Annotated in this window: 21 protein-coding genes; 13 read left to right on the top strand and 8 right to left on the bottom strand. The window is 33.6% G+C overall.

Going from position 1 to position 23,347, the window contains the following annotated elements:
• The first annotated feature begins 6 nt into the window (after positions 1 to 6).
• The 11 genes from ahcY to AC1Q5Z_RS12430 all read left to right on the top strand — a co-directional run bounded on the left by ahcY (position 7) and on the right by AC1Q5Z_RS12430 (position 10,049).
• On the top strand, positions 7 to 1,323 hold the full coding sequence (ahcY, locus tag AC1Q5Z_RS12480) for an adenosylhomocysteinase (protein ID WP_343588736.1): 1,317 nt from the start codon (positions 7 to 9) through the stop codon (positions 1,321 to 1,323).
• 207 nt (positions 1,324 to 1,530) lie between these two features.
• On the top strand, positions 1,531 to 2,097 hold the full coding sequence (locus AC1Q5Z_RS12475; RefSeq protein ID WP_492445077.1) for a KOW domain-containing RNA-binding protein: 567 nt from the start codon (positions 1,531 to 1,533) through the stop codon (positions 2,095 to 2,097).
• Positions 2,098 to 2,344: 247 nt separating this feature from the next.
• Positions 2,345 to 4,576: a patatin-like phospholipase family protein gene (locus AC1Q5Z_RS12470; RefSeq protein WP_492445075.1), complete on the top strand. Its 2,232-nt coding sequence runs from the start codon at positions 2,345 to 2,347 to the stop codon at positions 4,574 to 4,576.
• 258 nt (positions 4,577 to 4,834) lie between these two features.
• Complete coding sequence (locus AC1Q5Z_RS12465; protein WP_343588739.1) at positions 4,835 to 5,119, top strand: hypothetical protein; 285 nt, start codon at positions 4,835 to 4,837, stop codon at positions 5,117 to 5,119.
• A gap of 11 nt (positions 5,120 to 5,130) precedes the next feature.
• Entirely contained in the window at positions 5,131 to 6,210 is a 1,080-nt protein-coding gene (locus tag AC1Q5Z_RS12460; RefSeq protein ID WP_343588740.1) for a hypothetical protein, read from the top strand.
• Positions 6,211 to 6,249: 39 nt separating this feature from the next.
• Positions 6,250 to 6,582: a DMT family transporter gene (locus tag AC1Q5Z_RS12455; RefSeq protein WP_278019607.1), complete on the top strand. Its 333-nt coding sequence runs from the start codon at positions 6,250 to 6,252 to the stop codon at positions 6,580 to 6,582.
• Between the two features lie 15 nt (positions 6,583 to 6,597).
• A complete protein-coding gene (locus AC1Q5Z_RS12450; RefSeq protein WP_343588741.1) occupies positions 6,598 to 7,062 on the top strand; it encodes a GNAT family N-acetyltransferase in 465 nt (154 codons plus the stop codon).
• Positions 7,063 to 7,170: 108 nt separating this feature from the next.
• The gene (locus AC1Q5Z_RS12445; protein WP_343588742.1) at positions 7,171 to 8,013 is read left to right on the top strand and encodes a bifunctional helix-turn-helix domain-containing protein/methylated-DNA--[protein]-cysteine S-methyltransferase; all 843 of its coding nucleotides are present in this window, start codon (positions 7,171 to 7,173) and stop codon (positions 8,011 to 8,013) included.
• 93 nt (positions 8,014 to 8,106) lie between these two features.
• Positions 8,107 to 8,820, top strand: a complete 714-nt coding sequence (locus AC1Q5Z_RS12440; protein ID WP_492445073.1) for a 2OG-Fe(II) oxygenase — start codon at positions 8,107 to 8,109, stop codon at positions 8,818 to 8,820.
• 388 nt (positions 8,821 to 9,208) lie between these two features.
• Positions 9,209 to 9,454 carry an Ada metal-binding domain-containing protein gene (locus AC1Q5Z_RS12435; RefSeq protein ID WP_198854563.1) on the top strand — a complete coding sequence of 82 codons (246 nt, stop codon included), beginning with the start codon at positions 9,209 to 9,211 and terminating at the stop codon, positions 9,452 to 9,454.
• Entirely contained in the window at positions 9,441 to 10,049 is a 609-nt protein-coding gene (locus tag AC1Q5Z_RS12430) for an alpha-ketoglutarate-dependent dioxygenase AlkB family protein (protein WP_343588744.1), read from the top strand. Before AC1Q5Z_RS12435 ends, AC1Q5Z_RS12430 begins: the two co-directional genes overlap by 14 nt.
• Positions 10,050 to 10,149: 100 nt before the next feature.
• Here the strand turns inward: AC1Q5Z_RS12430 and AC1Q5Z_RS12425 are convergent, their stop codons facing one another.
• Both AC1Q5Z_RS12425 and AC1Q5Z_RS12420 read right to left on the bottom strand, forming a co-directional pair.
• A complete protein-coding gene (locus tag AC1Q5Z_RS12425; RefSeq protein WP_492445072.1) occupies positions 10,150 to 10,374 on the bottom strand; it encodes an MmcQ/YjbR family DNA-binding protein in 225 nt (74 codons plus the stop codon).
• A gap of 32 nt (positions 10,375 to 10,406) precedes the next feature.
• The gene (locus tag AC1Q5Z_RS12420) at positions 10,407 to 11,162 is read right to left on the bottom strand and encodes an NUDIX hydrolase (protein WP_198854566.1); all 756 of its coding nucleotides are present in this window, start codon (positions 11,160 to 11,162) and stop codon (positions 10,407 to 10,409) included.
• 284 nt (positions 11,163 to 11,446) lie between these two features.
• Here AC1Q5Z_RS12420 and AC1Q5Z_RS12415 point away from each other — a divergent pair, with 284 nt between their 5' ends.
• Both AC1Q5Z_RS12415 and AC1Q5Z_RS12410 read left to right on the top strand, forming a co-directional pair.
• Positions 11,447 to 11,704, top strand: coding sequence for a hypothetical protein (locus AC1Q5Z_RS12415; protein ID WP_343588745.1), 258 nt, complete (start codon positions 11,447 to 11,449; stop codon positions 11,702 to 11,704).
• Positions 11,705 to 11,852: 148 nt separating this feature from the next.
• The gene (locus AC1Q5Z_RS12410; protein ID WP_492445069.1) at positions 11,853 to 13,874 is read left to right on the top strand and encodes a hypothetical protein; all 2,022 of its coding nucleotides are present in this window, start codon (positions 11,853 to 11,855) and stop codon (positions 13,872 to 13,874) included.
• Positions 13,875 to 13,926: 52 nt separating this feature from the next.
• Here the strand turns inward: AC1Q5Z_RS12410 and bglX are convergent, their stop codons facing one another.
• The 6 genes from bglX to AC1Q5Z_RS12380 form a co-directional block, all read right to left on the bottom strand.
• Positions 13,927 to 16,155: a beta-glucosidase BglX gene (gene bglX, locus AC1Q5Z_RS12405; protein ID WP_198854569.1), complete on the bottom strand. Its 2,229-nt coding sequence runs from the start codon at positions 16,153 to 16,155 to the stop codon at positions 13,927 to 13,929.
• 11 nt (positions 16,156 to 16,166) lie between these two features.
• Positions 16,167 to 17,591 carry a glycoside hydrolase family 30 protein gene (locus AC1Q5Z_RS12400; RefSeq protein ID WP_343588747.1) on the bottom strand — a complete coding sequence of 475 codons (1,425 nt, stop codon included), beginning with the start codon at positions 17,589 to 17,591 and terminating at the stop codon, positions 16,167 to 16,169.
• Position 17,592: 1 nt separating this feature from the next.
• Positions 17,593 to 18,432, bottom strand: a complete 840-nt coding sequence (locus tag AC1Q5Z_RS12395; protein WP_343588748.1) for an endonuclease/exonuclease/phosphatase family protein — start codon at positions 18,430 to 18,432, stop codon at positions 17,593 to 17,595.
• A 156-nt stretch (positions 18,433 to 18,588) separates the two neighbouring features.
• A complete protein-coding gene (locus AC1Q5Z_RS12390; RefSeq protein WP_492445066.1) occupies positions 18,589 to 20,331 on the bottom strand; it encodes a cellulase family glycosylhydrolase in 1,743 nt (580 codons plus the stop codon).
• An 18-nt stretch (positions 20,332 to 20,349) separates the two neighbouring features.
• Positions 20,350 to 21,819: a glycoside hydrolase family 30 protein gene (locus AC1Q5Z_RS12385; protein ID WP_492445064.1), complete on the bottom strand. Its 1,470-nt coding sequence runs from the start codon at positions 21,817 to 21,819 to the stop codon at positions 20,350 to 20,352.
• A gap of 28 nt (positions 21,820 to 21,847) precedes the next feature.
• Complete coding sequence (locus tag AC1Q5Z_RS12380; RefSeq protein ID WP_343588751.1) at positions 21,848 to 23,299, bottom strand: glycoside hydrolase family 30 protein; 1,452 nt, start codon at positions 23,297 to 23,299, stop codon at positions 21,848 to 21,850.
• Positions 23,300 to 23,347: the final 48 nt, after the last annotated feature.

The raw sequence follows: 23,347 nt of genomic DNA, 5'->3' as shown, positions 1-23,347 counted from the left end.
CTATAAATGAGTACAACGACTACGCCTTATGTGGCTTATAAAGTAAAAGACATTTCTCTAGCGGCTTGGGGGAGAAAAGAAATTGAACTAGCTGAAGCTGAAATGCCAGGTTTAATGGCACTTCGTGCTGAATACAAAGACGAACAACCATTAAAAGGTGCTCGTATTGCTGGATGTTTACACATGACGATTCAAACTGCTGTTTTGATCGAAACTTTAATTGCTCTTGGTGCAGAAGTTACTTGGTCTTCTTGTAACATTTTCTCTACTCAAGATCAAGCTGCGGCTGCTATTGCTGCTGCTGGAATTTCAGTTTACGCTTGGAAAGGTCTTGACGAAGAGTCATTTGATTGGTGTATTGAGCAAACTTTATTCTTTGGTGAAGAAAGAAAACCATTGAACATGATTCTTGATGATGGTGGAGATTTAACTAATATGGTTATTGATCGTTACCCAGAATTAGTTCCTGGAATTAAAGGTCTTTCTGAAGAAACTACAACAGGTGTTCACAGACTTTACGAAAGAGTAAAAGCTGGAACTTTACCAATGCCTGCAATCAACATTAACGATTCTGTTACTAAATCTAAATTTGATAACAAATACGGTTGTAAAGAATCTGCTGTAGATGCTGTACGTCGTGCAACTGACTTAATGTTAGCTGGAAAAAGAGTTGTTGTTTGCGGATATGGTGACGTTGGAAAAGGAACTGCTGCTTCTTTTAGAGGTGCTGGTTCTATTGTAACTGTTACTGAAATCGATCCAATTTGTGCTTTACAAGCTGCAATGGACGGTTATGAAGTTAAAAAATTAAACACTGTAATTGCTAATGCTGACATCATCATTACAACTACAGGAAATAAAGATATCGTTCTTGGAGAGCACTTCGAGCAAATGAAAGATAAAACTGTTGTTTGTAACATTGGTCACTTCGATAACGAAATTGATATGGCTTGGTTAAACAAAAACCACGGCGCTTCTAAAATCGAAATCAAACCTCAGGTTGACAAATACAACATCAACGGAAAAGATATCATTATCTTGGCTGAAGGTCGTTTAGTAAACCTTGGTTGTGCTACAGGTCACCCAAGTTTTGTAATGAGTAACTCATTTACAAACCAAACTTTAGCTCAAATTGAATTATGGAATAACAGTGCAGCTTACAAAAATGAAGTTTACATGTTACCAAAACATTTAGATGAAAAAGTTGCTGCTTTACACTTAGCTAAATTAGGTGTTGAACTTGAAGTTCTAAGAGAAGATCAAGCTGCTTACATTGGTGTTGAAGTTCAAGGTCCATTCAAACCAGAGTACTACAGATATTAATCTATTTTAGATTTAATCCCGATAGTTATCGGGAGTAGATCTTAGATTTATTACATATTCAAACCCGATAGGTTTTAAAAACCTGTCGGGTTTCTTTTTTTGTTTCTAGCCAGAGTTTAAATTTCAATAAAGCATTAAAATTAATCAGATAATTTTGAATAATTTTTAAATATATTTGGATTCAAAAAACCAACCAAAAACCAAATTATGAGAATCCATTATATTACAACTTTATTGATAATGTTGCCGTTTTTTGCTTCAGCACAAATTGACCAAAGAATGCAAATGCACCAACAAATCAATGCACAAAATCAAAAATGGGCAAGTGAGCGATTAAGGGACGAAAATAACTGGTCTCAACAAGCAATGTCCAATCAATTGCACAATCAGAGCTCAAAAGCCCAAAAAACATTGATTAATGAAGAAAAGAAAAAACAAAAGATAGAAGAAAAAAACGCTAAACTAAATGCTGATTTGAAAAAGCAACAAGATGAATTAGCTGCACTTGAAAATTCTCCTAATAATACAAATAGTGATGTTCAAAAAAACATTCAGAAAACCAAAGAACAAATAGCAAAATCGGAAGAAAAGCTAAACAAATCCAAAACTGATCTAGAAGCAAGCTCTAAAAAAGTGGAGGATTTAAAAAAAGAAATGGAAATTTCGCTAACAAAAAAAGCAGATCTCGAAAAAAAGGAAAAAGAAGATCAAGAAAGAAAACGAAAACAAGAAGAGATAAACAAAGCTCTTTTAAAAAATATAAAATCAAACTAAATAACACCCCATAAAACCTCACAGAAATGTGAGGTTTATTTGTTTTTTTTGCTATAGCTAAAAAAGATTTCTTTTCAAAAAATTGTACTTTTATAAATATCTGCTTACTTTTAATAACTAGAATAAGAATCTATTTATCAAATACTTAAATAGTAAAAAATTGAAAAAAACATCTTATTTACTCGTCTTCTTATTTTTACTAAGTCTCCCACAAATTATTTTTTCTCAGGAAAAAAAGCCTAAAGTTGTGTTAGTACTAAGCGGTGGCGGCGCAAAAGGAATTGCACATATTCCTCTTTTGCAAAAATTAGATTCACTCCACATCGTTCCAGATCTTATTGTTGGAAATAGTATGGGAAGTATCATAGGTGGTTTATATGCAATGGGATATTCGGGTGATAGCATAGAAAAAATCACCAAAGATATTTATTGGGATAAACTCTTAGGCGGAGGTCAGTCATTACGAGCTGTAAGTGCCGAAGAAAAAAGAGAATTTCAACGCTATTTAGTCGGAATAGGTGTTAAAGACGGAAAACTTAACAGCATTGGTTCTCTGTTAAATGATCAAAATCTAAGAGAATACCTTTCTGAATTAACTTTTCCTGTATACAATGTCAAAGATTTTGACAGTCTCCCGATTCCTTTCAGAGCTATGGCTACAGACTTGGTCGAAGGAAAAGAAGTTATTTTAAGTAAAGGAAGTTTATCCTACGCCATGCGCGCCAGTATGTCGCTGCCTGCCATCTTCAAACCAATGCCTTACGGAAAAACAGTTTTGGTAGACGGTGGAGTATTAAATAATTTCCCGACTGATGTAGCCAAACAAATGGGCGCCGATATTATTATTGGAAGTGATGTCGGAGGCGGAATGGAACCTGTTGATAAGCTCAACAATCTTATGACCATATTAATGCAGACCAGTATGTTTCCGAGCAACATTAAAAATCCTGCAAACCGCGATTTATGCAACATATTGGTCGATCATTTGCCCAACTTGCGTTTCTCTACTGCAGATTTTGCCGATAGCAACGAAATCTACAAAGACGGTAAAATTGCCACAAATCAAAATCTTCCAGCTTTAATTGCTCTGTCTGAAAAGCTAAAAGGATTTGAGCAGCGAACCCACAAATTGCCCGATATGCCAAATGAGTTTGTATTGGACACAATCGTTTATAAAAAAATAAGCTCCGAAAATATGCCTCTCGTTGTTGGAAGAGCAAATCTTAAAACTCATGTAAAATATACCACCAAAGATTTAATAGCAGGCATTAACAGAGCAATGGGAACCAATCTTTTTGATGAGATTACGTATAGCTATTTCATTAAAGACGAAGATAAACTAGGAATTACATTATTCGGATTTGAACGTGCCAAAAACCAGCTAAACACATCAGTGCATTATGACACTTACAGAGGTGTCGGAATAATTTTTAACTACACAGGAAGAAATGTTCTTGCCGATGCATCTCGTCTTCTTTTAACAGTAGATATTGCCGAACAGCCAAAAGCAAGAATCAATTATCAGAAAAATTTTGGACAACACCGAGAATGGTGGTGGATGTCTGAGGCCTATGGAGCTTTACTTCGCCAAGAAATTTATATCAATGGTAAAGCTTCAGATAATATACTTTATAACACTCTTGAAATCAACAATGAGATAAACAGAAATTTAAATTCTCTAAAAAGTTATGTCGGTTTTGGACTAAACTATAGTTACACAAATCTAAAACCAAAATATGACCGTGAATACAACCCCAATTATTTAAGTATCAACAACTACAGCTTTAACAATATCGAGTTCAACTTGCATTATTCTTATAATGACATGGATAAAGTTTTCTTTGCCACCGACGGAACTATTATAAAATCAAACATAGCGCGATCACTTCTTACCGATCTTGATGCCTCACTTTACGATCCAGACTTTAAGCGTATTTCTGGCTCAACAAATGGCTACACTAAATTGGGTTTAACTTATGAAAAGAGATTGCCCATAAAAAAGAAAATTACGGGAATTGTAGGTTTTGATTCCTATTTTATTTTTCAGGATAAAGAAAAAAATGACGATCTTCCATTTTCAGGACTTGGCTATGCAGCAAAATATTTCATAGGAGGCATTATTCCAAGTTCTGGCAGTAATCGCTTCTCATTTGCAGGGCTTCATGAAGATGAACTGAATGTAACGCAATATATGGGGCTCAAACTTGGATCTCAAATAAACTTAATCGGAAAAATTTATCTTACTCCTCATTTCAATATCGCTTCTGTTGGTTTTGAAACCTTCAACGATTATATAAAGCATGCCTTTAATCCAAAAGGAAATTGGGATGACAACATCGATACCAGTTTAGTAATATCAGGAGGCGCAGCAATTTCCTATCAGTCCATTTTAGGCCCGATTCATTTTGACACTTCATGGATTAATAATATAGACAAAGTAAGATTATTTTTTAGCGTAGGACTATCACTCAATCCGTGAGAGAAACAATTAAATCTAAAATCTCAATTCAGAAATTTAAAATAATCTGGGCGTGCCATAATTTAAGAAAAGGCCTAATGTGCGCAAAGCATATTAGGCCTTTTCTTAAATTATGTCGGGCTATCCGCGCTACTTCGGTAGCCAGCTCCTATCCCTCACGCTCACGTAGACTAAGAACCAATTAATTTAACAAGACATTTACAGGTTTTATTAGTTTATAACTTTAAATTTGAACTTAAAGCCTTTTAAATTCAAAAAATGATCGAAAAAATTTCCTGTGACATTCACGGTTCAAAAGAGATGTCTTTTACCTGCATTCATATCGCAACTGCAATAGATTCCAAAAATCAAGTCGGATTTTTCTATTCAGAAGCTGAGGAAGATCTTCCACTAATTGCTTGGTGTGGTTCCTGCGAGCAATATCTTTTGGATAATGGTGAAGAATGGACAGAAACTTTTCAATCTCTCGCCGATTTCAAAATGCTTTGCTCCGATTGTTTTGAAGAATCAAAAAACAAGGAAGCAGAAGTTCATCTTAGATAAATTCATTTCACATGAAAAAGATTATTGCTCTTTTTATATTCGCCCTTTTTACTTGTTCAGTATTCGCCCAAAGTAATGACATTTGGACTGCATTCTCAAATAAAGACAGCACGCTTACTGGATTTAAAGACAAAAACGGAGTAGTCAAAATAGAACCAAAATTTACTGGATTTACAATCGCACAAAAATTTGAAAACATAATGGCCGTTTCTGAAGAAGTAAACGGCAAATGGAACAGCTATTATTTAACCAAACAGGGAAAAATTGTTGGAGTAGACAGCTTGTATGTTTTTGACAATGGACCCGATTGTGAAAATGAAGGATATATTAGATTTAAAGACCGCAAAACAGATAAAATGGGAGTCTTTAACAGCGAAGGAAAAATTGTAATTTCAGCTCAATACAGTAATTTGACCAAAGTAAGAAACGGAATGATTAGTGCTTTAAAAGATGCCGAAAAGCAACAAGATGGAGAACACTTTTTCTGGAAAGGTGGAAAAGAGTTTTTAATCGATATAAACAACAAAATTCTTATTGAAGATTTTGCTTATAATGATAATTTAAATTTCTATTCTGCAGAAAAATCAAAAGAACCTAACAAAGATCCAATAAGAGAAAGCTTTCTTGGAGTTGATGGACAATACTATTCTTTTATAAATTTTGAAAAAGAGTTTAAACATTGGCTAGAAAACACCTTACTTAAAGATTTATCTAAAGCCAATTTAGAGAAACATTCTTTCGATAAAATCACCTATTGGAAAGAAACAGACGGCTGGATGCATGTCCAAAAAACAAAATTTATCAATCAGAATTATACTTATTTAAAACTAAAACTTCAGGAACTTAAAAATCCAAAAACAGATTATTTTATTTCTTCTGGCGGATTAAATCAGTTTATTTTTGAATCGGACGAATACGACATTTATTTCAACAATTGTAACGAATCTAAAGATTGGATTTATCCAACAATGGATATTGTTATCAATCCAAAAAACAAAACCGATCGCGGGCAAGATCATTTTGAATTTTTAAGAACAGAAAACGGATACAAGCTAATAAGTGTTTCTTCTAGAACAGATAATCTTAAATAATTTTCAGCTTTAAAATTTACCTTTGTAAAAAAGTGAACTATGAAGAATTTTCTATTTTTATTTCTCGCTATAATCTTCGAAATCATTGCTACGTCAGCATTAAAAAAATCCGAAGAATTTACCAAAATGCTTCCAAGTATTATTACCATAATTGGCTATTGCGGTGCATTTTATTGTTTGAGTTTTGCCATTAGAACCATTCCTGTTGGCTTTGCTTACGCTATTTGGTCTGGAGTCGGCATTGTTTTAATTACGATTATTGGCGCTATTTTCTTTAAAGAAATTCCAGATTTGCCAGCAATTATAGGTCTTGCATTAATTGTAATTGGTGTTATTGTGATCAATGTTTTTTCTAAAACAACGGCACATTAATTTAAATTTCAAAAAATGTTTTTTAGAAAAGCTCTACTTTCTGATCTAGAAGAAATGCAAAAATTATTTGCAGAAACCATTCAATCTGTCTGCAAAAGCGATTATAATTCAGAGCAAATTAAGGTTTGGGTTTCTGGTGCAAAAAACAAAGAACGCTGGCTCGATGTAATTAACACACAATTTATCGAATTGGCAATTATTGACAATAAAATTGTTGGGTTTGGAACTCTAAAAAACGAAAACTATATTGATCTATTGTTTATTCATAAAGACTTTCAACGCCAAGGAATTGCAGATAAAATTATAAACAAATTAGAATTCGAAGCTAAAAAAAATCATTCAAAATTTATAACTTCTGATGTAAGCATAACTGCAAAACCGTTTTTTGAGAAGAAAGGTTATATTGTAAAAGCAGAACAAAAAAACATTTTAAAAGGAGTAGAAATCATAAATTATAAAATGGAAAAAGTGCTTTTTTAATTGTTGTAGATTTTAGATTTGAAACTTGAAACAAAAGCAATTTCAGCAAGTTTCGGATTTTATACCTTTAAAAACCAAACGATATTTGTATTATAAAATTGAATGAAGATGAACACACAAGAAACCATCAATTATAATCGTATCGCTGAAGCTATAGATTATATCAAAGCTAATTTTAAGGATCAGCCCAATCTGGATGAAGTTGCAGAAAAAGTACATTTAAGTCCATTTCATTTTCAACGTCTTTTTAGCGAATGGGCAGGAACGAGTCCGAAGAAGTTTTTACAATATACGAGCATCGAACACGCAAAAAAACTACTCAAAGAAAATCAGGCAACCATTTCTGAAACAGCTTTTGAAACAGGACTTTCAGGAACAAGTCGTCTACATGATTTATTTGTAAATATTGAAGGTATGACACCTGCCGAATATAAAAACGGAGGAAAAAATCTTGAAATCAACTACAGTTTTGCCGAAAGTCCGTTTGGAAATATTGTTGTTGCCTCTACTTCAAAAGGCGTTTGTTTTATGGCTTTCGCCGAAGATGAAATAACTGGATTTATCGCTTTAAAAGATAAATTCCCGAATGCCCAATTTTCGAAAAAACTGGATTTATCTCAACAAAATGCCTTATTCATTTTTCAAAACGACTGGAGTAAATTATCAGAAATTAAATTGCATTTAAAAGGAACCGATTTTCAATTGAAAGTTTGGGAAGCTTTGCTAAAAATCCCAATGGGACAGCTTTCTACTTACGGTTCTATTGCACATCAAATTCAAAAACCAAATGCTTCTCGCGCGGTTGGAACAGCAATTGGAAGTAATCCTGTTGCTTTTTTAATTCCTTGTCACCGCGTTATTCAATCTTCGGGAACATTTGGCGGTTACATGTGGGGAAACACCCGAAAAACAGCAATTATTGGCTGGGAAGGTGCACAAATAAATCCATAGTTTTTTTGCCACGAATTCACGATTTTTTTTAGATCTATGCGAATACAATTCGTGAATTTGTGGCGGAAACAAATCTCAATCTAAAACTTCTTTATGCAAAATATACAATCAAAAATTGCTTCTCAAAACTGGGAAAGCATTACCGAATCTATGCACGAAAATGGCTTTGCTATTATTTCAAATGTGTTGAATAATGAACAATGCGAAGATTTAAAATTCGACTACGACAATCCAAATTTATATCGAAAAACAGTTGTTATGGAACGTTATCGATTTGGTTTAGGCGAATATAAATATTTCAATTATCCGCTTCCAGATTTAATTCAGAACATTCGATCTGCAATCTATCCGAAACTAGCGCCAATCGCAAATGCTTGGATGAAAGTTTTAAATATTGACACGGTATTTCCAGAGAAACATGAAGATTTGCTAAAACAATGTCATGACAATAACCAGCTCAAAGCTACAGTTCTAATTCTAAAATATGGAAAAAGCGGTTTTAATACTTTACATCAGGATTTGTATGGTGATGTTTATTTTCCTATTCAAATTGTGCTTTTCCTAAACGAACCCGATGAAGATTTTACTGGTGGCGAATTTGTTTTGACACAGCAAACTCCACGAGCACAATCTAAAGCGATTGTTTTGAAACCCAAAAAAGGAGATCTTTTAGTTTTTACAACCAATTTTAGACCTGTAAAAGGCACGAAAGGCTACTATCGTGTAAACATGAAACATGGTGTAAGCGAAGTGCATTCTGGTGAAAGATATACGTTAGGTATTATTTTTCATGATGCGTTAAATTAAGGTTCAAAGGTACAGTGACGCAAAGTTTTTTTCTCATTTTATGTCATTTCGACGAAGGAGAAATCTTCTCGAGAAGCTCGACAAAGATTGGGTTTTCGTTACGGAGTTACTTGCGAAGATTTCTCCTTCGTCGAAATGACAAACTGTATAGAAACTGTATCAAAAAACTTTGCGTTTTCGCGACTTTGCGAGAAATTTATCCACTCGAAAGACTCATTGCAATGCATCTACACAACGCAATCCACAAAGGCATTTTCCTCGCAGATATCAAAGAATTAAACAGATTTTTAATCATAATAATTCCTCTAATCTGTGGCAGATTAAAAACCAATCTTTGCGTAGACGCACTGCACTGCGTCTCTACAGAATAAAATATCTATAAAAACAAATGGTAAAACATAGTAAAATAACCGATTTGGACCTTCTAAATAAAATTAAAAAAGGCGAAATTTGTTTCGGTGGCAACCAGAAATTAAAAATCTACGGAACACTGAAATGTTCTTCGGGGAAAAGAATGAAAAGAGAAAATCGGGTTTTCTTTTTATCTGAAAATGAAGCGAGAGAAAATGGTTTCAGACCTTGCGGACATTGCATGAAATCAGAATATCAAAAATGGAAAAATGGACTTATTTAATCCTCAAATAGACGAAACAACCAATCTGCTTCCGAAAGATGGAACGGTAAATTATTATGGGAAATTATTCTCTAAAACAGAAGCCGATTTCTATCGTGATACTTTACTAAACACAATCGAATGGAAAAATGACGAGGCAATAATCTTCGGGAAATTAATCTTAACCAAACGAAAAGTAGCTTGGTATGGCGATCAGGAATTTGAGTATACGTATTCGAATACCACCAAAAAAGCGTTGCCTTGGACTCCTGAACTTTTAGAATTAAAGAAAATCATTGAAGAGAAAACAGGTGAAATTTTTAATTCTTGTTTGCTAAATTTATACCATACTGGCGAAGAGGGAATGGCGTGGCATAGCGATGCTGAGAAAGATTTAAAGAAAAATGGAGCGATTGGTTCTGTAAGTTTTGGTGCTGAGCGTAAATTTGCATTTAAACATAAAGAATCTAAAGAAACTGTTTCTCTAATTCTGGAACACGGAAGTTTATTGGTTATGAAAGATGAAACGCAAACGCATTGGTTGCATCGATTGCCTCCTACAAAAAGCACTCAAAAACCAAGAGTAAATTTGACTTTTAGAACTATTGTGAGATAAAATTTCACTTCTTTTTTGTGGCAACATTTTCATACGAAAGTATCAGCGCATCTTCAAACATTTCGGGTCTTACCTTTGAGAGTTCGACAATTGTCCAACCTTATTTGCCCCATTTATTTGGAACTTCATGAAAAATTTTTTCGCTTGACGCACAAAAAAAAGACTGATCTATTTCGTTTAATTTTATTTCTACCTGATTTCTTTTTTCGTCTAAAGTGGCAAAGATTTTCTTTTTGATTCGAAAGGAAGTTTTTGTAAAATGAGGTCCTTCGGTTGCATCTGGAAATGACATTGCTAATTTTCTAACTTCTTCAATTGAAACCATAATCACAATTTTTAAAGATTAAAACTTACTTTTTACCAACCTTGGTTCAATCCATTTTTCAGCACTTCATCGTATTTTTCTTTATCAAAAGAATATAAGTTTGGAGCTTTGTGCGCTACGTTGCTTTTCTTTTCATCCAATTTGGTCAGAATTCCAATATTGGTAATTTTACGCAAAAAGTTTCTTCGGTCTAGCTTTTTATCCAAAATCGTTTCATACAATTTTTGCAATTCTGGAATTGTAAATTTCTCAGGCAATAAATTGTAACCAATTGGCATTAAGTTCAATTCGATTCTTAAAGTATCTAGAGCTTTATCCAGAATTTCACGATGATCTAAAATAAGTTCAGGAACTTCTTTGTGGTCAATCCATTCTACAACTTCATGCCTACCGGCCGGATTTGGAAGAATTTTAGAGAAATCTACCAAGGCATAATATCCAATCGTGACAAAACGACGCAGGAGCCATTTTCCTTTTGCTTCTTCAATTTTAAGATATTCCAACGTCTTTTTATCAAAGTGCTGTTTATTACGATCTACTTTTCCAAAGGTTGCAAATTGCCTTAAAAAAACACCATCAACCCCAGTTCTGCTATTCAATACCGTGATTGCAGCCGTATCAATATCTTGATCTACAGGAATAAAACCACCAGGCAAAGACCATTTATTGGCACGTTCCACTTTAATCAATAAAACTTTTAACTGATTATCATGAAAGCCAAAAATGACACAGTCTATAGACAGCCCTGGCTGGTAATTTTCGTTATTATCTATAATGTCCTTTAGCATCAGATTGGTATAAATTCTTTCTTCTAATAACTCTGCAATTTACTTCATTTTTATAAAACTGAAATGTCTTCTAAAAACAAAGGACCGATTTTCACTAAAACAAAAGTGTTGAAACTACAATTTTAACGAAAATTTAAAATCAAATTTAAAAAAAATAAGTACATTGCGTCATAATAACACATTAACAGTTTTAATTGTTAAAAATAGAATCAAATACAAAGAAAAATAATGCAAGCTGTTCCCATTTTTCTTCAAGTGAGCGTAGAAATTTAAATACAGAACTTATGATTAACAATCCTTTAAAACACATCAATAAAAAAATCAGAACCAGAATTTGGTCTTCATTCGGATTTGTTTCAAAAACATATCTTCTGGAAGAATCTCTAAAATATAGCGAAGAACAAGAGAGAATTTTCAATGAAATGATTGTTGAAACCGACGCAAAAGATAAAAAAGCAAAAAGAGAAGCTTACGAGAAAGCTTTGTACGCCTCTTATAAAGGAATTGGCGCAATGGATTTTATAAATATTGTTTTGAAATAAATACCTACACATCTATATAATTTATAATGCTGGCCCCACTTCTGTGGGGTTTTTTATTATAAATTTTACATCAATATGAAAGAAAATGGTCATTTATTAGTTATTTTAGCTGTTTTAAAAGTAAGAATATACCCCTATAGAAAGAATCATGGAAAATATCATTGAACCAGAAAGTTACAAAATTCAAAAACCAGAAAACTGGGCGCCTACAATTAATGATGATCAACTTATTGACTACATACAGGAATCGGATTTTTCCAACAAACAGGTTGAAGAAGGTCGCGATTTCTGCTACTTCTTGGATAAAGTTTACTACACAAGCGATACTGAAAATAGCGAATATGCTTGCGTTGCCTACACACTTAACGAACCTTCAAACCTTGAAAGTGCTTCGGTAAGAGATGTTGTTGTTGAAGAAAACGAAACTTATTTGATACACAGAATTAGCGTGTTGAGAGATGGTGTTTTGATTGATAAAATTGCTGATACTAAAATTAAAGTTCTAGATAGCGAAAATCAGAGTGAAGGTGGTATTTTAAGCAGCAACAAAAAGGTAAATATTACAATTAAAGATTTACGTCTTTACGACGTTTTAATTACAGAAGATTCGCGTACAAAGGTTTTTACAGATCGTGATTTTATGCGAAAAGAATTTCTTAAATATGTCTATATAACACCTAGCACTTACTGGGCTTACGGCAAATACAAGTTTTCTTTTATTAATGATAGAAAAGAAAAGATTGCATACAAAAAGACATTTTATAGAGATGAAGAAGGAAATGTATTGCAACCAGAAATTAATTTCTTAGAAAAAGGAGAACGATATGTAATCGAAAAAGAAAATTACATTAACTCTTTTGATTCAAATAGAGAAATTGCTCCTTTTATTGATTTTGCAACAGATCGCAACTGGATTGATTTATCAAATTACATTTCTCCTCTTTACGAAGAAATATACAGCAAAGCCTCTTTGACTGAATTTGCCCCAAAACTGGTAGAAAAACTAGATGCAATTGCAGATCAAGACGAGAAATTACAGTTTGCTATTGATTATGTTCAAAATCACGTTTACTATATTTATAATGCTGATGAAATGAATGGTCACAAACCGCAAGAACCATCAGTAACTTATGAAAATAAACAAGGAGACTGCAAAGCAAAATCAGTTTTGTTGAAAGTAGTTTTAGATTATATCAATGTTGAATCTTCTGTGGTTTTGGTTAACTTCAATTCAGATCATTACATTAAATATTACCTTCCGTCACTATTGACTTTTAATCACGTTATCGTAAAAATCAATTACAAAGGCGGAGTTTATTTTGTTGATGCTACTTCGAGAGATGAATTTGGATTAATTGAAAATCGTGGTTACATCTATTTTATGCATTATTTGGAAGTGAAACCAAATCTTGAATTACAAATTAAAGAGCCTTACAGATTTCCTTATTATGGTATAAATGAAAAAGCAGATTTTAATGCTCAAAACAATACGGGAACACTAAAATTAGTTACGACTTACAAAGGAAACCGTGCCAATTATATGCGTAAATATTTCAAAAATACCAACAAAAGAGAAATTATTGACAGCTGGAACAATTTCTTGTTCTATACTTTAAATTATTCAAATGATAGAAACGGAACTGATATTAGAACGATTTTTAAAGGTGCAGCAATCGAAATTGTAAGTGATGACAAAAAACAGAATGAATTTACGATTCAGTATAATGCATCAATCGAAAATCCGTATTTTACAGATGCAGAGAAAAATCGTTTCCTAATGTATTTTGATCGCAATGTGGTTAAAAATGGAGCTCGTGATTTTATGCATACTGATCTTTTTTTTTGGCATAATTTTGATAATGAGAAATACGAAATTAATCTCACGACAGATCAAAAAATAGATACTCAGGAGAAATATACGATTCAAGAAAGTACTATCACAAATCCTTACTTCGATTTTACAAGCCGTAAAAAAGTAACTAAAAATGGTGCTTCTATAAATATCGATTATAAACCATTAATCAACTTAGAAATTCCGAGTGAGGATTTTGAAGATTTTAGAAATGCACATCACGAAGTTGCAGATAGTAATTTCGGAATTGGAATTGACATTATCGAAGAAGGTTTATTGAATATGCTGAAATACAGTTTCAAGAAACGTCTTAAATAAAATTTGACATATAAAAAACGGGGCCTTTTAGGACCCCGTTTTTTGTTAAAACTTAATCTGCTAATTCAAAATCAGATCTCAATTTAATATCTGCCGATGAAGTTCCGATCATTACTTCAAAATCTCCTGGTTCAGCAACCCATTCTAATTTATTATTGTAGAAAGAAAGTTTCTCTTTGTCTATTGTAAATTCGATTGTTTTAGTTTCTCCAGCATTTAATTTCACTTTCTGGAAATCTCTTAATTCTAATACTGGTCTTACAACAGAACCAAATTTATCTTTCAAGTACAACTGAGCTACTTCTTCTCCAGCTACTTTTCCGGTATTTTTCAATTGGAAAGAAACTTTAATAGTTTCGTTGCTTTTTATTTTAGTAGAAGAGAGTTTCAAACCAGAATAGTCAAAAGTTGTATAACTTAAACCATATCCAAAAGGAAATTTCGGAGAGTTCTTCAAGTCGATATAAGCCGAAACATAGTTTGTTGAATTTTCGTCTTTAGCAGGTCTTCCTGTACTGAAATGATTGTAATAAATTGGCACTTGTCCTACTTCTCTCGGAAAAGTCATAGGTAATTTTCCAGACGGATTATAATCTCCAAACAATACATTTGCAATTGCATTTCCTGCTTCAGTGCCTAACCACCAAGTGTATAGAATTGCTGGAACGTTATCTGCAGTGTAATTAAAAACTAAAGGTCTTCCAGCATTTATTAAAACTACAACTGGTTTTCCTGTTGCCATAACCGCTTTTACTAAATCTTCTTGAACTCCTGGCAAATGAATATCGCTTCGGCTTTTTGCCTCACCGCTCATATCGTGTCTTTCACCAATGCTTAAAATTACAACGTCAGCTTGTTTGGCTGTTTCAACTGCTTCTGCAAAACCGTCTTTATTGTCGCCAGTAACATCACATCCTTTTGCGTATAATAATTTAGTGTTTTTGCCTACTTTATTTTGTAAACCGTCCCATTGCGAAACTACCCATTGATCGTATTTTACTTCTGGAAGTTCAACAGCCCAAAATCCCATATTGGCTTTGTACTCTTTTACCATTGGTCCAATAAAAGCAATTGTTTTTACACTTTTAGAAATTGGTAAAGTTTGGTTTTCATTTTTCAATAAAACGATACTTTTCTCTGCCATTTCTCGAGCCGCTTTTCTGTGCTCTAAATTGTTTAATGCTTTTTCTTCGCGTTTTGCATCAGAATATTTATAAGGATCGTCAAATAGTCCTAATTCGAATTTCTTACGAAGAATGCGTCTTACAGCATCATCAACTAAATCAACAGAAACTCTTCCCTCTTTTACTAATTGAGCTAAATTATAACGGTAAGCATTGCTTTCCATATCCATATCGCTTCCTGCAGTAATTGCAGAATAAGCTGCTTCTTTGAGATCTTTAGAGTACCCATGAGCTACCATTTCGCCAATTGATCCCCAATCTGAAACTACGAAACCTTGAAAGTTCCATTTTCCTTTTAAGATATCTCTTTGCAAATGTGCATTTCCTGTTGCCGGAATTCCGTTAATATCATTGAACGAATTCATGAATGTTGCTGCACCAGCATCTAAAGCTGCTTTAAAAGGAGGCAAATACGTTTCCCAAAGCATTCTTTCGCTCATGTCAACAGAGTTGTAATCTCTTCCACCAACTCCTGCTCCATAAGCTGCAAAGTGTTTTACGCAAGCCATAACCGAGTTTAAATCTCCCAATTTATTTCCTTGAAAACCTTTTACTCTCGCATAAGCAATTTTAGAACCTAAATAAGTATCTTCTCCTGCACCTTCCATTACACGTCCCCAACGAGGATCACGACTGATGTCTACCATTGGAGCAAATGTCCAATGAATTCCGCTTGCCGCAGCTTCTGTTGCTGCAACTCTTGCTCCTAATTCGATCGCTGCTAAATCCCAACTTGCCGCTTCCGCTAAAGGAAGAGGAAAAGTTGTTTTGTAGCCGTGAATAACATCTTGTCCAAACAACAACGGAATTTTAAGTCTTGACTGCATTGCCAATTCTTGATATTGTCTGGTATATTTTGTTCCTATAATATTTAACATCGAACCAACTAAACCTTGTTTGATTTCGGCTTGTTTGTTCGGGTTAATGGTAATTGGTCCAGTTGCCTGATTATCGCCAGTGTATTGATTCAGCTGGCCTACTTTTTCTTCAATTGTCATTTTCTTCAACAGATCATTGACTTTCTGATCTATTGACTGCTGCTGTGCCGACGCAATAAGCGAAAGCATAAACAGCGTAACTGTGGTTATTCTTTTCATAATTTAAGTTTTTACCAAACGTAAGTAGCTACTGCTCCAGCATTTAGTGTGGTTGTGGTTTGTTTTTGATTGTATTTAATATTAAATGTTTCTGCCGAAGCTCCATCATTTTCTACAATTAAAACAGTTTGACCTGATGGAGTTTTGAAAGCTACATTATATAAGTTGCCTGCAATATTACTACCAATTCTTACCGAACCTTCTGGAACAAATTTAGAAGCGTGTCCGATAATATAATATCCCACTTCTCTTTTGATGTTTTGATTTTGATCAATCATCAAAGCTCCTTTACAGGTTGAACATCCTCCTGGCGTAAAAGGTTTGTAGAATTCATCATTTGCTAATCCCCAAGACAGTGCATTTTTACTCCAGTTTCTCATAGAACCAATAACCACATTTTTCACGCTCCATTTTAAATCAGTTTCAAAATTGGTTCCTGTTCCTGTATATTGTTCTGTAAAATACAAGTCTTTATTTGGAAATTCATTATGAACAGTAGTCAAAGCACTAATATCTCCTTCGTACAAGTGAAAAGCTGATCCTGCTACAAACGTATTTGCTTTTGGATCTCTTAAAATTGTCAAAGGATATTCTGGTTTATTACAGTTGTGATCGTAAACAACAATTTTGGTTTTGATTCCAGCTTTCGCGAAAGCAGGCCCTAAATTATTTCCAATAAAATCTGCTTGCTGCTCTGCCAACATCAATAAACTTGGATTGTTTCCTGGGTGCAAAGGCTCGTTTTGAGGCGTTATAGCGTCAATAACAATTCCGTGAGATTTCATTGCTTGAATATATTTCACAAAATATTCTGCATAAACTTGATAGTATTTTGGCTGTAAACTTCCGCCTTTTGAGCTTCCGTTGTCTTTCATCCAAACTGGTGGAGACCACGGAGAACCCATTATTTTAATTTTAGGATTTATAGCTAAAATTTCTTTTAAAACAGGAATTACATCGTCTAAATCTGGTCCAAGATTAAAATGTTCCAGTTTCAAATCGGTTTGTCCTTCTGGCATATCATCATACGAAAAAACTTTCTCATTCAAATCAGATGCTCCAATACTTATTCTTAAATAACTTAAACCAATTGCATTGTCTTTTCTTGAGAATAATTCCTGAAGTAAAGCTTCTCTTTTTGGTTTATCCAATTTTTTAATGGCTTGAGCACTTCCTCCTGTTAATGAAAATCCGAAACCTTCTACGGTTTGAAATTTTTCAGCTGGATTTACTTCAATAGTCTGATTTGAATTTGTTTCTGACGCAAAAGCTAAATCAGTTTGTTTTTTAAGTTTTGAGGTTTCGTCTGTAGTGGTAATCCAAGAAGAAACTTTTCCAGTATTTTTTACAGCATTTGTTGAAGATCCACAGTTGAACTGCATTGCAATTAATGGCAGTAAAACTAGAATTTGAAGTTTTTTGTTGATGTTTTTCATGTTAATCTATTTCTATTAAGACAGGCAAATGATCTGAGGGATATTTTAAATCTTTAGAATCACTTAACACTGCGTGTTTTTGAATTTTTAGACCACTCTTTTTTGAAATAAAAATATAGTCTAACAATAATGTTACGGGTTCATTGTGTTTAAAATCGTTGAAAGTTCCTGAAGGTCCAAAAGGTTTTTCTATTGAAACGTCTTTAGTATCATCCATCACTTTCTTGATTTCTCCAATTTGCGTTGTATTGGGTTCAGAATTGAAATCACCCATTAGAAAAGCAGGATAATTTTTTGTATTCAATTCTTTTATTTTAGAAAGAGCAAGCTGTACGCCTTTAACCCTTGCTTCTTCTCCCATATGATCTAAATGCAAATTGAAAACCCAAAATGACTTTTTAGTTTTTAAATCTTTAAAGAGTCCGTATGTACAAACTCTGTTGCAGGCTGCATCCCAACCTCTTGAAACTACGTTTGGGGTTTCAGATAACCAGAAAGTATTTGATTGCTCAACTTTAAAACGGTCTTTTTTGTAATAAATCGTACAAGCTTCTCCTAAACCTCCTTCTTCTCTTCCTACTCCGAATTTGTTATAATTTGGTAAAGCCGATGCAATATCTAAAACTTGATTTGGCGTTGCTTCCTGAACTCCGAAAATATCTGGACTGTAAAAACCAATTTGAGATGTAAAATAATCCTTTCGGTTTGGCCAAGCATTTTCTCCATCTGAAGCAACGTCCAAACGGATATTATATGTCATAATTTTTAAATTCTGACCATAAAATGAGTTCACGGTTAAAAGCAGTATTACTGCAAAAACAAGTTTGTTTATCTTTTTCATGTTAAAAAATTTTAATCTTGTAAAGCTAGTGTTTACGAGGCTTTAAAGAGAAAAATCTATTTAAAAGTTATGTTAATTGTATACTCGTCCGTAATCATTTTCATCTTTTTATTATTTAAATGATTTATTTAATATTAAAGCAACTATTATTCTTTTCTACTTCTTCGTTTTATTAATAGCAAAGTCAAAATAATTCAGATTAAAACCTCCTTTTTCAAATACAACTTTTACTTTGTTTGAACCCGATTTTAATGCTATATCAGATAAAATGACAGTCTTCCATTTATTGTCCCCAGCAGTTGCAGAAAGTGTGCTTTCTTTAGATTTTATTCCATCAATTTCTACATATAATTTCCCTTCAGCTTTTTCGCTTGAATAACGAATAGCAACATTATAATTTCCCTGTTTTGCATCAACGGTATATTGAATCCATTCTCCATCTTCGATAAATGAAACTTGATAACCGTTTGAATCTTTATCTTTACAAGGCAAAATATCAACTCCGTCATTTCTCATGCTGTTGCCAAGATTCCATCTTTCATCTTTTCCGGTTACTGATCTATAATTTACAAAATCATTGTCGAAGTAAGCTTTTCCATTGGTTCCTAAATCGTAGTGCGTTGCGGCAATTTTTCCTGGAACTGTATTCTTTTTATATGGTTTTGTATCGTCTGTTTGCACTTGTCTAAACATGGCATCTACAACATCTGGTTTAACGGTTACGTTTTCCATTTTATAATTGTCCGCTATTTTCATCAATGTTTTTTTAGCGAATTCTGGAGTTGGTTTTTGACCGCCGTCTCTCCAATATTTCAAAAGAACATCATACTCTGGAATTTTAGTAACAGAGGCTACTCCTGCAATGTTGTCTATTTTTTTCATTGGCCAGAAAGCCCACCCAATATTGTTACTTTCAACTAAAGTCAAAACATCTTTGAACCAAACATTAGAGTTTTCTCCACTTTCTCCCATCCAAATTGGTACATTGTATTTCTCTCTGTAACCTAACATCGTTTCGATCGAAGCTTTGTCATTATAGTTCCAATATTTGTGAAAGCTTAAAGCTAGATTATCATCCCAAAGAGGAAAAATTCCGTTATAATTATTCCCCCAGCAGTTTCCTTCAATAAAAATTAAATGATTTGTATCTACTTCGCGAATGGCTTTTGTAACAGCAACCATTAAATCTCTTAAAGGTCCGTTTGAATTTTCGTCGCAACCATTTTTGTTTGATCCGGTAAAATTCCAGTTTGGTTCGTTGATAATATCATACGCTCCAATCCAAGGATTATCTCTGTATCGAGAAGCCAGTTTTTTCCATAAAGCAATCATTTTTTTCTGATTGGCCTCACTTTGCCAAAGTCCAGGTTTTGTGGTGTCAAAATCTGAAATCGCAGCATCATTTCCTTGTCCGCCAGGAGCTGCGTGCAAATCTAAAATCAAGTAAATTTTATTTTCGGCACACCATTTCAGTAAATTATCTGTCATGGTGAAACCTTCTTCAATCCAAGTGATTTCTCCATTTTTCTCCTGCTCGATTGGCGGAGTATACAAATTGTAATGCATAGGAAGACGAATAGAGTTGAATCCCCATTTTGCTAAAGAGTCAACATCTCGTTTCGTAATTCCGTTTGCTTTGTAGGCCGCATAGAATTCTTTTGTTCCTTCTTCGCCGATAACTTCCTGTATTTTTTGTCTAATTTGATATTGCGGACTAGCAAATGGTTGGGTCTGTAACATATAACCCTCCTGCACCATCCATCCGCCAAGCCCCAAACCTCTTAAAAGAACATTTTTACCATTTCCATCTACTATTTTTTGTCCGTCTCTATGCAAAAAGCCTTGTGCCAAAGAGGCAATCGAAACAAAAAGCAACGATGTTAAAAGTATTTTTTTCATATAAAATAGTTTATCAGATTATTTCCAAGTATAAGTCCCAACAGATCCTCCTTCAAGAGAAGTTGTAACCCATTTTCCATTGAATTTAATATTGAAAGTTTCTGTTTCCGAACCATCATTTTCGACAATTAATACTTTAGAACCCGAAGGCGTAATGAAAGCAACATTCTGTAAGTTTCCTCCTGAGTTACTTTGTATTCTTGTAGATCCCATTGGAACAAATTTTGAAGCATGTGCAATAATGTAATACCCTACATTACGCTCAAAACTATCTCCCGAAGTTATAGTTATAGCACCTTTACACATATTACATCCGCCATCTGTATGAGGACCAAAACTTGAATTATTGGCTAGATTCCACTCTAATGCATTTTTACTGTAATTTCTCATCGATCCGATAATTACATTTCGAAGATGCCATTTTAAATCGCCATCAAATTTCCCATCAGAAGAAGTCCATTGTTCTGTAAAATATACGTTCTTAGTCGGATAAGAATTAAAAACGTTAGTTAAGGCACTAATATCTCCTGCGTATAAATGGAAAGCCGATCCGTCTACAAATGGAAATGCATCTGCATCTGCCAAAATTGTTTTTGGATAATTTGGATTATCGCAGTTGTGGTCGTAAGCAATAATTTTTACGTTTAGATTTGCTGCTTTAAATGCTGGGCCCAAGCTGTTTTTAATAAAAGCTCCCTGATCTGAGGCAGACATATATATACTTGGATTGTTTCCGTCATGCAAAGGTTCGTTTTGAGGAGTTACAGCATCGATTGTAATTCCTTCTGCTTTCATCTGCTGAATATATTTTACAAAATATTTAGCGTATACATCATAATACTCTGTTTTCAGTTCTCCTCCTTTAAAACTAGCTACGTCTTTCATCCAAATCGGTGCAGACCAAGGTGTTGCCAAGATTAAAATCTTTGGATTTATGACTAAAATTTCTTTTAGCATAGCTATTAGAGTTTTGTCTTTTTCTAAACTAAATTTTTCTAGGTTTAAATCTGTTTCGCCAGCAGCAAGATCGTCGTAAGTAAACGGTGTTGCATTTAAATCTGAAGCTCCAATACTGATTCTTATGTAGCTAACTCCAATTGAATTTGCGCCAGAACCAAACAGTTCCTGCAAAAGAGCCGTTCTTTTAGCTGCGTTTAACTGGTTTATAACCTCCACACTTCCTCCTGTTAAAGTATATCCAAAACCATCAATGGTCTGATATTTTTGATTGGCATTTACTTCAATATTAGCATAAGTATTTGTTGTTGTACCAAAACCCAATATTCCCGATTGTTTTGCCAATAAAACAGTTTGATTGCCTTTTGTTAACCAAAAATCAACATCGTTTGTAACTACTACTGGAGGTGTCACTGGAGGATCTACAGGCGGATTTTCTACTGGATCACTCGAAGAAGAACATTTTACTTGAGCCAATACTGCTGCCATAAAGAAAAATGCTTTTATGGTATTTTTTAAATTGAATTTCATTTTTTGTGGTTATTTAGTTAGCTGACAATTAATAAACAATTGTCTGTATAGCGTGTGCCGGAATTGTAATTGTTGTTTTTTTTGTTTGATTTTCTAAAGAATAAACAATCTCTTTTTCAGATTGATTCATCACTACAGTAATCAATTGTCCGTCAGAATTTTTAAAAGATGTGCTTAATAAAGATTTGTCGCTTATGGTTTCAAGTACTCTTTTTGCATTTGGTCTAATGAATTTTGAAAAATGCCCAATGTAGTAGTACATTGGCGTATAAATTAACTCATCTTTTGTTATGTCGGCGTGAATAGGCGCAAAACAGAAATTTCCAACATGATTTGGTCCTCCTTTTTGATCTAGAAGAATATTCCAATCTGTCCAACCAACAGTTCCGTTATTAAAATCATTAATTATATTAATTCCGTAACGCTCTGCATTGCCCCAAAACTGATATTTTGTAGCATCAAATTTTTCGATACAGCCTTCGGTAAAAAGAAGATTTTTATTTGGAAAAGCTTCATGAACTTTTGCTACAGATTCGAATTGAGGCGGACCTCCATTCCAAGTTTCATACCAGTGAAATCCAATTCCCCAAGCATATTTAGAAACTTCAGGATCTGAGAAAACAAGATTGGCTCTTTTGATTAACATATCTCCTCGATTATGATCCCATATAATAACGTTTTTAGACCCCAATCCTTCTCTTTCTAAAGTTGGCCCAAGGTAATTTTTAAGAAAATCTCTTTCTGCTTCTGGAGTATAAATACAAGATTCCCAACTTTGTTTGGCCATTGGTTCGTTCTGAACTGTCAATCCCCAAATTGGAATTCCTTCTTTTTCGTACTCTTTTATAAACTTCGTATAATATAGTGCCCAAGCTGGAGCAAATTCAGGCAACAAAACGCCGCCGTGCAAAATATCATTATTGTCTTTCATGAAAGCTGGGGGACTCCATGGACTAACAAATAAGGTTAGTTTTCCGCCGGCTGTTTTAATTGCTTTTTTAATTAGTGGAATTCTATATTTACGATCGTGGTTTATATTAAAAGTCTTTAGTTCTTTGTCTCCTTCAGCAACATATGTATAGCTATCACTGCTGAAATCACAGCTGTGAATGTTTGTTCTAGCCAAAGTATACCCAATACCTTTGTTTTTATCGTAATAAGCAGTTAAAAATTCCTGTTGTTTTTTAGGCGATAATTTTGCAAAAACTTCTGCACTCGCATCTGTAATTGCTCCTCCTATTCCGAGAAAGGTTTGGTCTGTTTTTCCAGTATTTACAATAATAGATACTGTTGATGTTTTTTGTTGTGTAGTGTTGTTCTTCGAAATAAAATCATTTGATAATGATAATTTCAAATTGGTATTTTCGGCAGTAGTATAAACCTTTATTTTACTGTTTTTTTGAGCTGTTATTTTTGAGGTAAAGCAGCTTAATTGTATTAGAACAAAGGCTGATAAAAATATTTGTGAGGTAACTTTCATGTTGCTTAAATAATCGTTTTAAAATTAAAAGCAAGAGAAGACTAAAAT

It is taken from the genome of Flavobacterium sp. GW823-FHT06G12 (genome assembly GCF_058794775.1).
Note: the sequence above shows the minus strand (reverse complement) of the source record. Positions and strands in the feature narration are given on the sequence as shown.

Bases quoted from the DNA above. Each gene is read 5' to 3' on its own strand.
- ahcY (WP_343588736.1), top strand. From the start codon at position 7: ATGAGTACAACGACTACGCCTTATGTGGCTTATAAAGTAAAAGACATT.
- AC1Q5Z_RS12475 (WP_492445077.1), top strand. From the start codon at position 1,531: ATGAGAATCCATTATATTACAACTTTATTGATAATGTTGCCGTTTTTT.
- AC1Q5Z_RS12465 (WP_343588739.1), top strand. From the start codon at position 4,835: ATGATCGAAAAAATTTCCTGTGACATTCACGGTTCAAAAGAGATGTCT.
- AC1Q5Z_RS12460 (WP_343588740.1), top strand. From the start codon at position 5,131: ATGAAAAAGATTATTGCTCTTTTTATATTCGCCCTTTTTACTTGTTCA.
- AC1Q5Z_RS12455 (WP_278019607.1), top strand. From the start codon at position 6,250: ATGAAGAATTTTCTATTTTTATTTCTCGCTATAATCTTCGAAATCATT.
- AC1Q5Z_RS12450 (WP_343588741.1), top strand. From the start codon at position 6,598: ATGTTTTTTAGAAAAGCTCTACTTTCTGATCTAGAAGAAATGCAAAAA.
- AC1Q5Z_RS12445 (WP_343588742.1), top strand. From the start codon at position 7,171: ATGAACACACAAGAAACCATCAATTATAATCGTATCGCTGAAGCTATA.
- AC1Q5Z_RS12440 (WP_492445073.1), top strand. From the start codon at position 8,107: ATGCAAAATATACAATCAAAAATTGCTTCTCAAAACTGGGAAAGCATT.
- AC1Q5Z_RS12435 (WP_198854563.1), top strand. From the start codon at position 9,209: ATGGTAAAACATAGTAAAATAACCGATTTGGACCTTCTAAATAAAATT.
- AC1Q5Z_RS12430 (WP_343588744.1), top strand. From the start codon at position 9,441: ATGGACTTATTTAATCCTCAAATAGACGAAACAACCAATCTGCTTCCG.
- AC1Q5Z_RS12425 (WP_492445072.1), bottom strand. From the start codon at position 10,374: ATGGTTTCAATTGAAGAAGTTAGAAAATTAGCAATGTCATTTCCAGAT.
- AC1Q5Z_RS12420 (WP_198854566.1), bottom strand. From the start codon at position 11,162: ATGCTAAAGGACATTATAGATAATAACGAAAATTACCAGCCAGGGCTG.
- AC1Q5Z_RS12415 (WP_343588745.1), top strand. From the start codon at position 11,447: ATGATTAACAATCCTTTAAAACACATCAATAAAAAAATCAGAACCAGA.
- AC1Q5Z_RS12410 (WP_492445069.1), top strand. From the start codon at position 11,853: ATGGAAAATATCATTGAACCAGAAAGTTACAAAATTCAAAAACCAGAA.
- bglX (WP_198854569.1), bottom strand. From the start codon at position 16,155: ATGAAAAGAATAACCACAGTTACGCTGTTTATGCTTTCGCTTATTGCG.
- AC1Q5Z_RS12400 (WP_343588747.1), bottom strand. From the start codon at position 17,591: ATGAAAAACATCAACAAAAAACTTCAAATTCTAGTTTTACTGCCATTA.
- AC1Q5Z_RS12395 (WP_343588748.1), bottom strand. From the start codon at position 18,432: ATGAAAAAGATAAACAAACTTGTTTTTGCAGTAATACTGCTTTTAACC.
- AC1Q5Z_RS12390 (WP_492445066.1), bottom strand. From the start codon at position 20,331: ATGAAAAAAATACTTTTAACATCGTTGCTTTTTGTTTCGATTGCCTCT.
- AC1Q5Z_RS12385 (WP_492445064.1), bottom strand. From the start codon at position 21,819: ATGAAATTCAATTTAAAAAATACCATAAAAGCATTTTTCTTTATGGCA.
- AC1Q5Z_RS12380 (WP_343588751.1), bottom strand. From the start codon at position 23,299: ATGAAAGTTACCTCACAAATATTTTTATCAGCCTTTGTTCTAATACAA.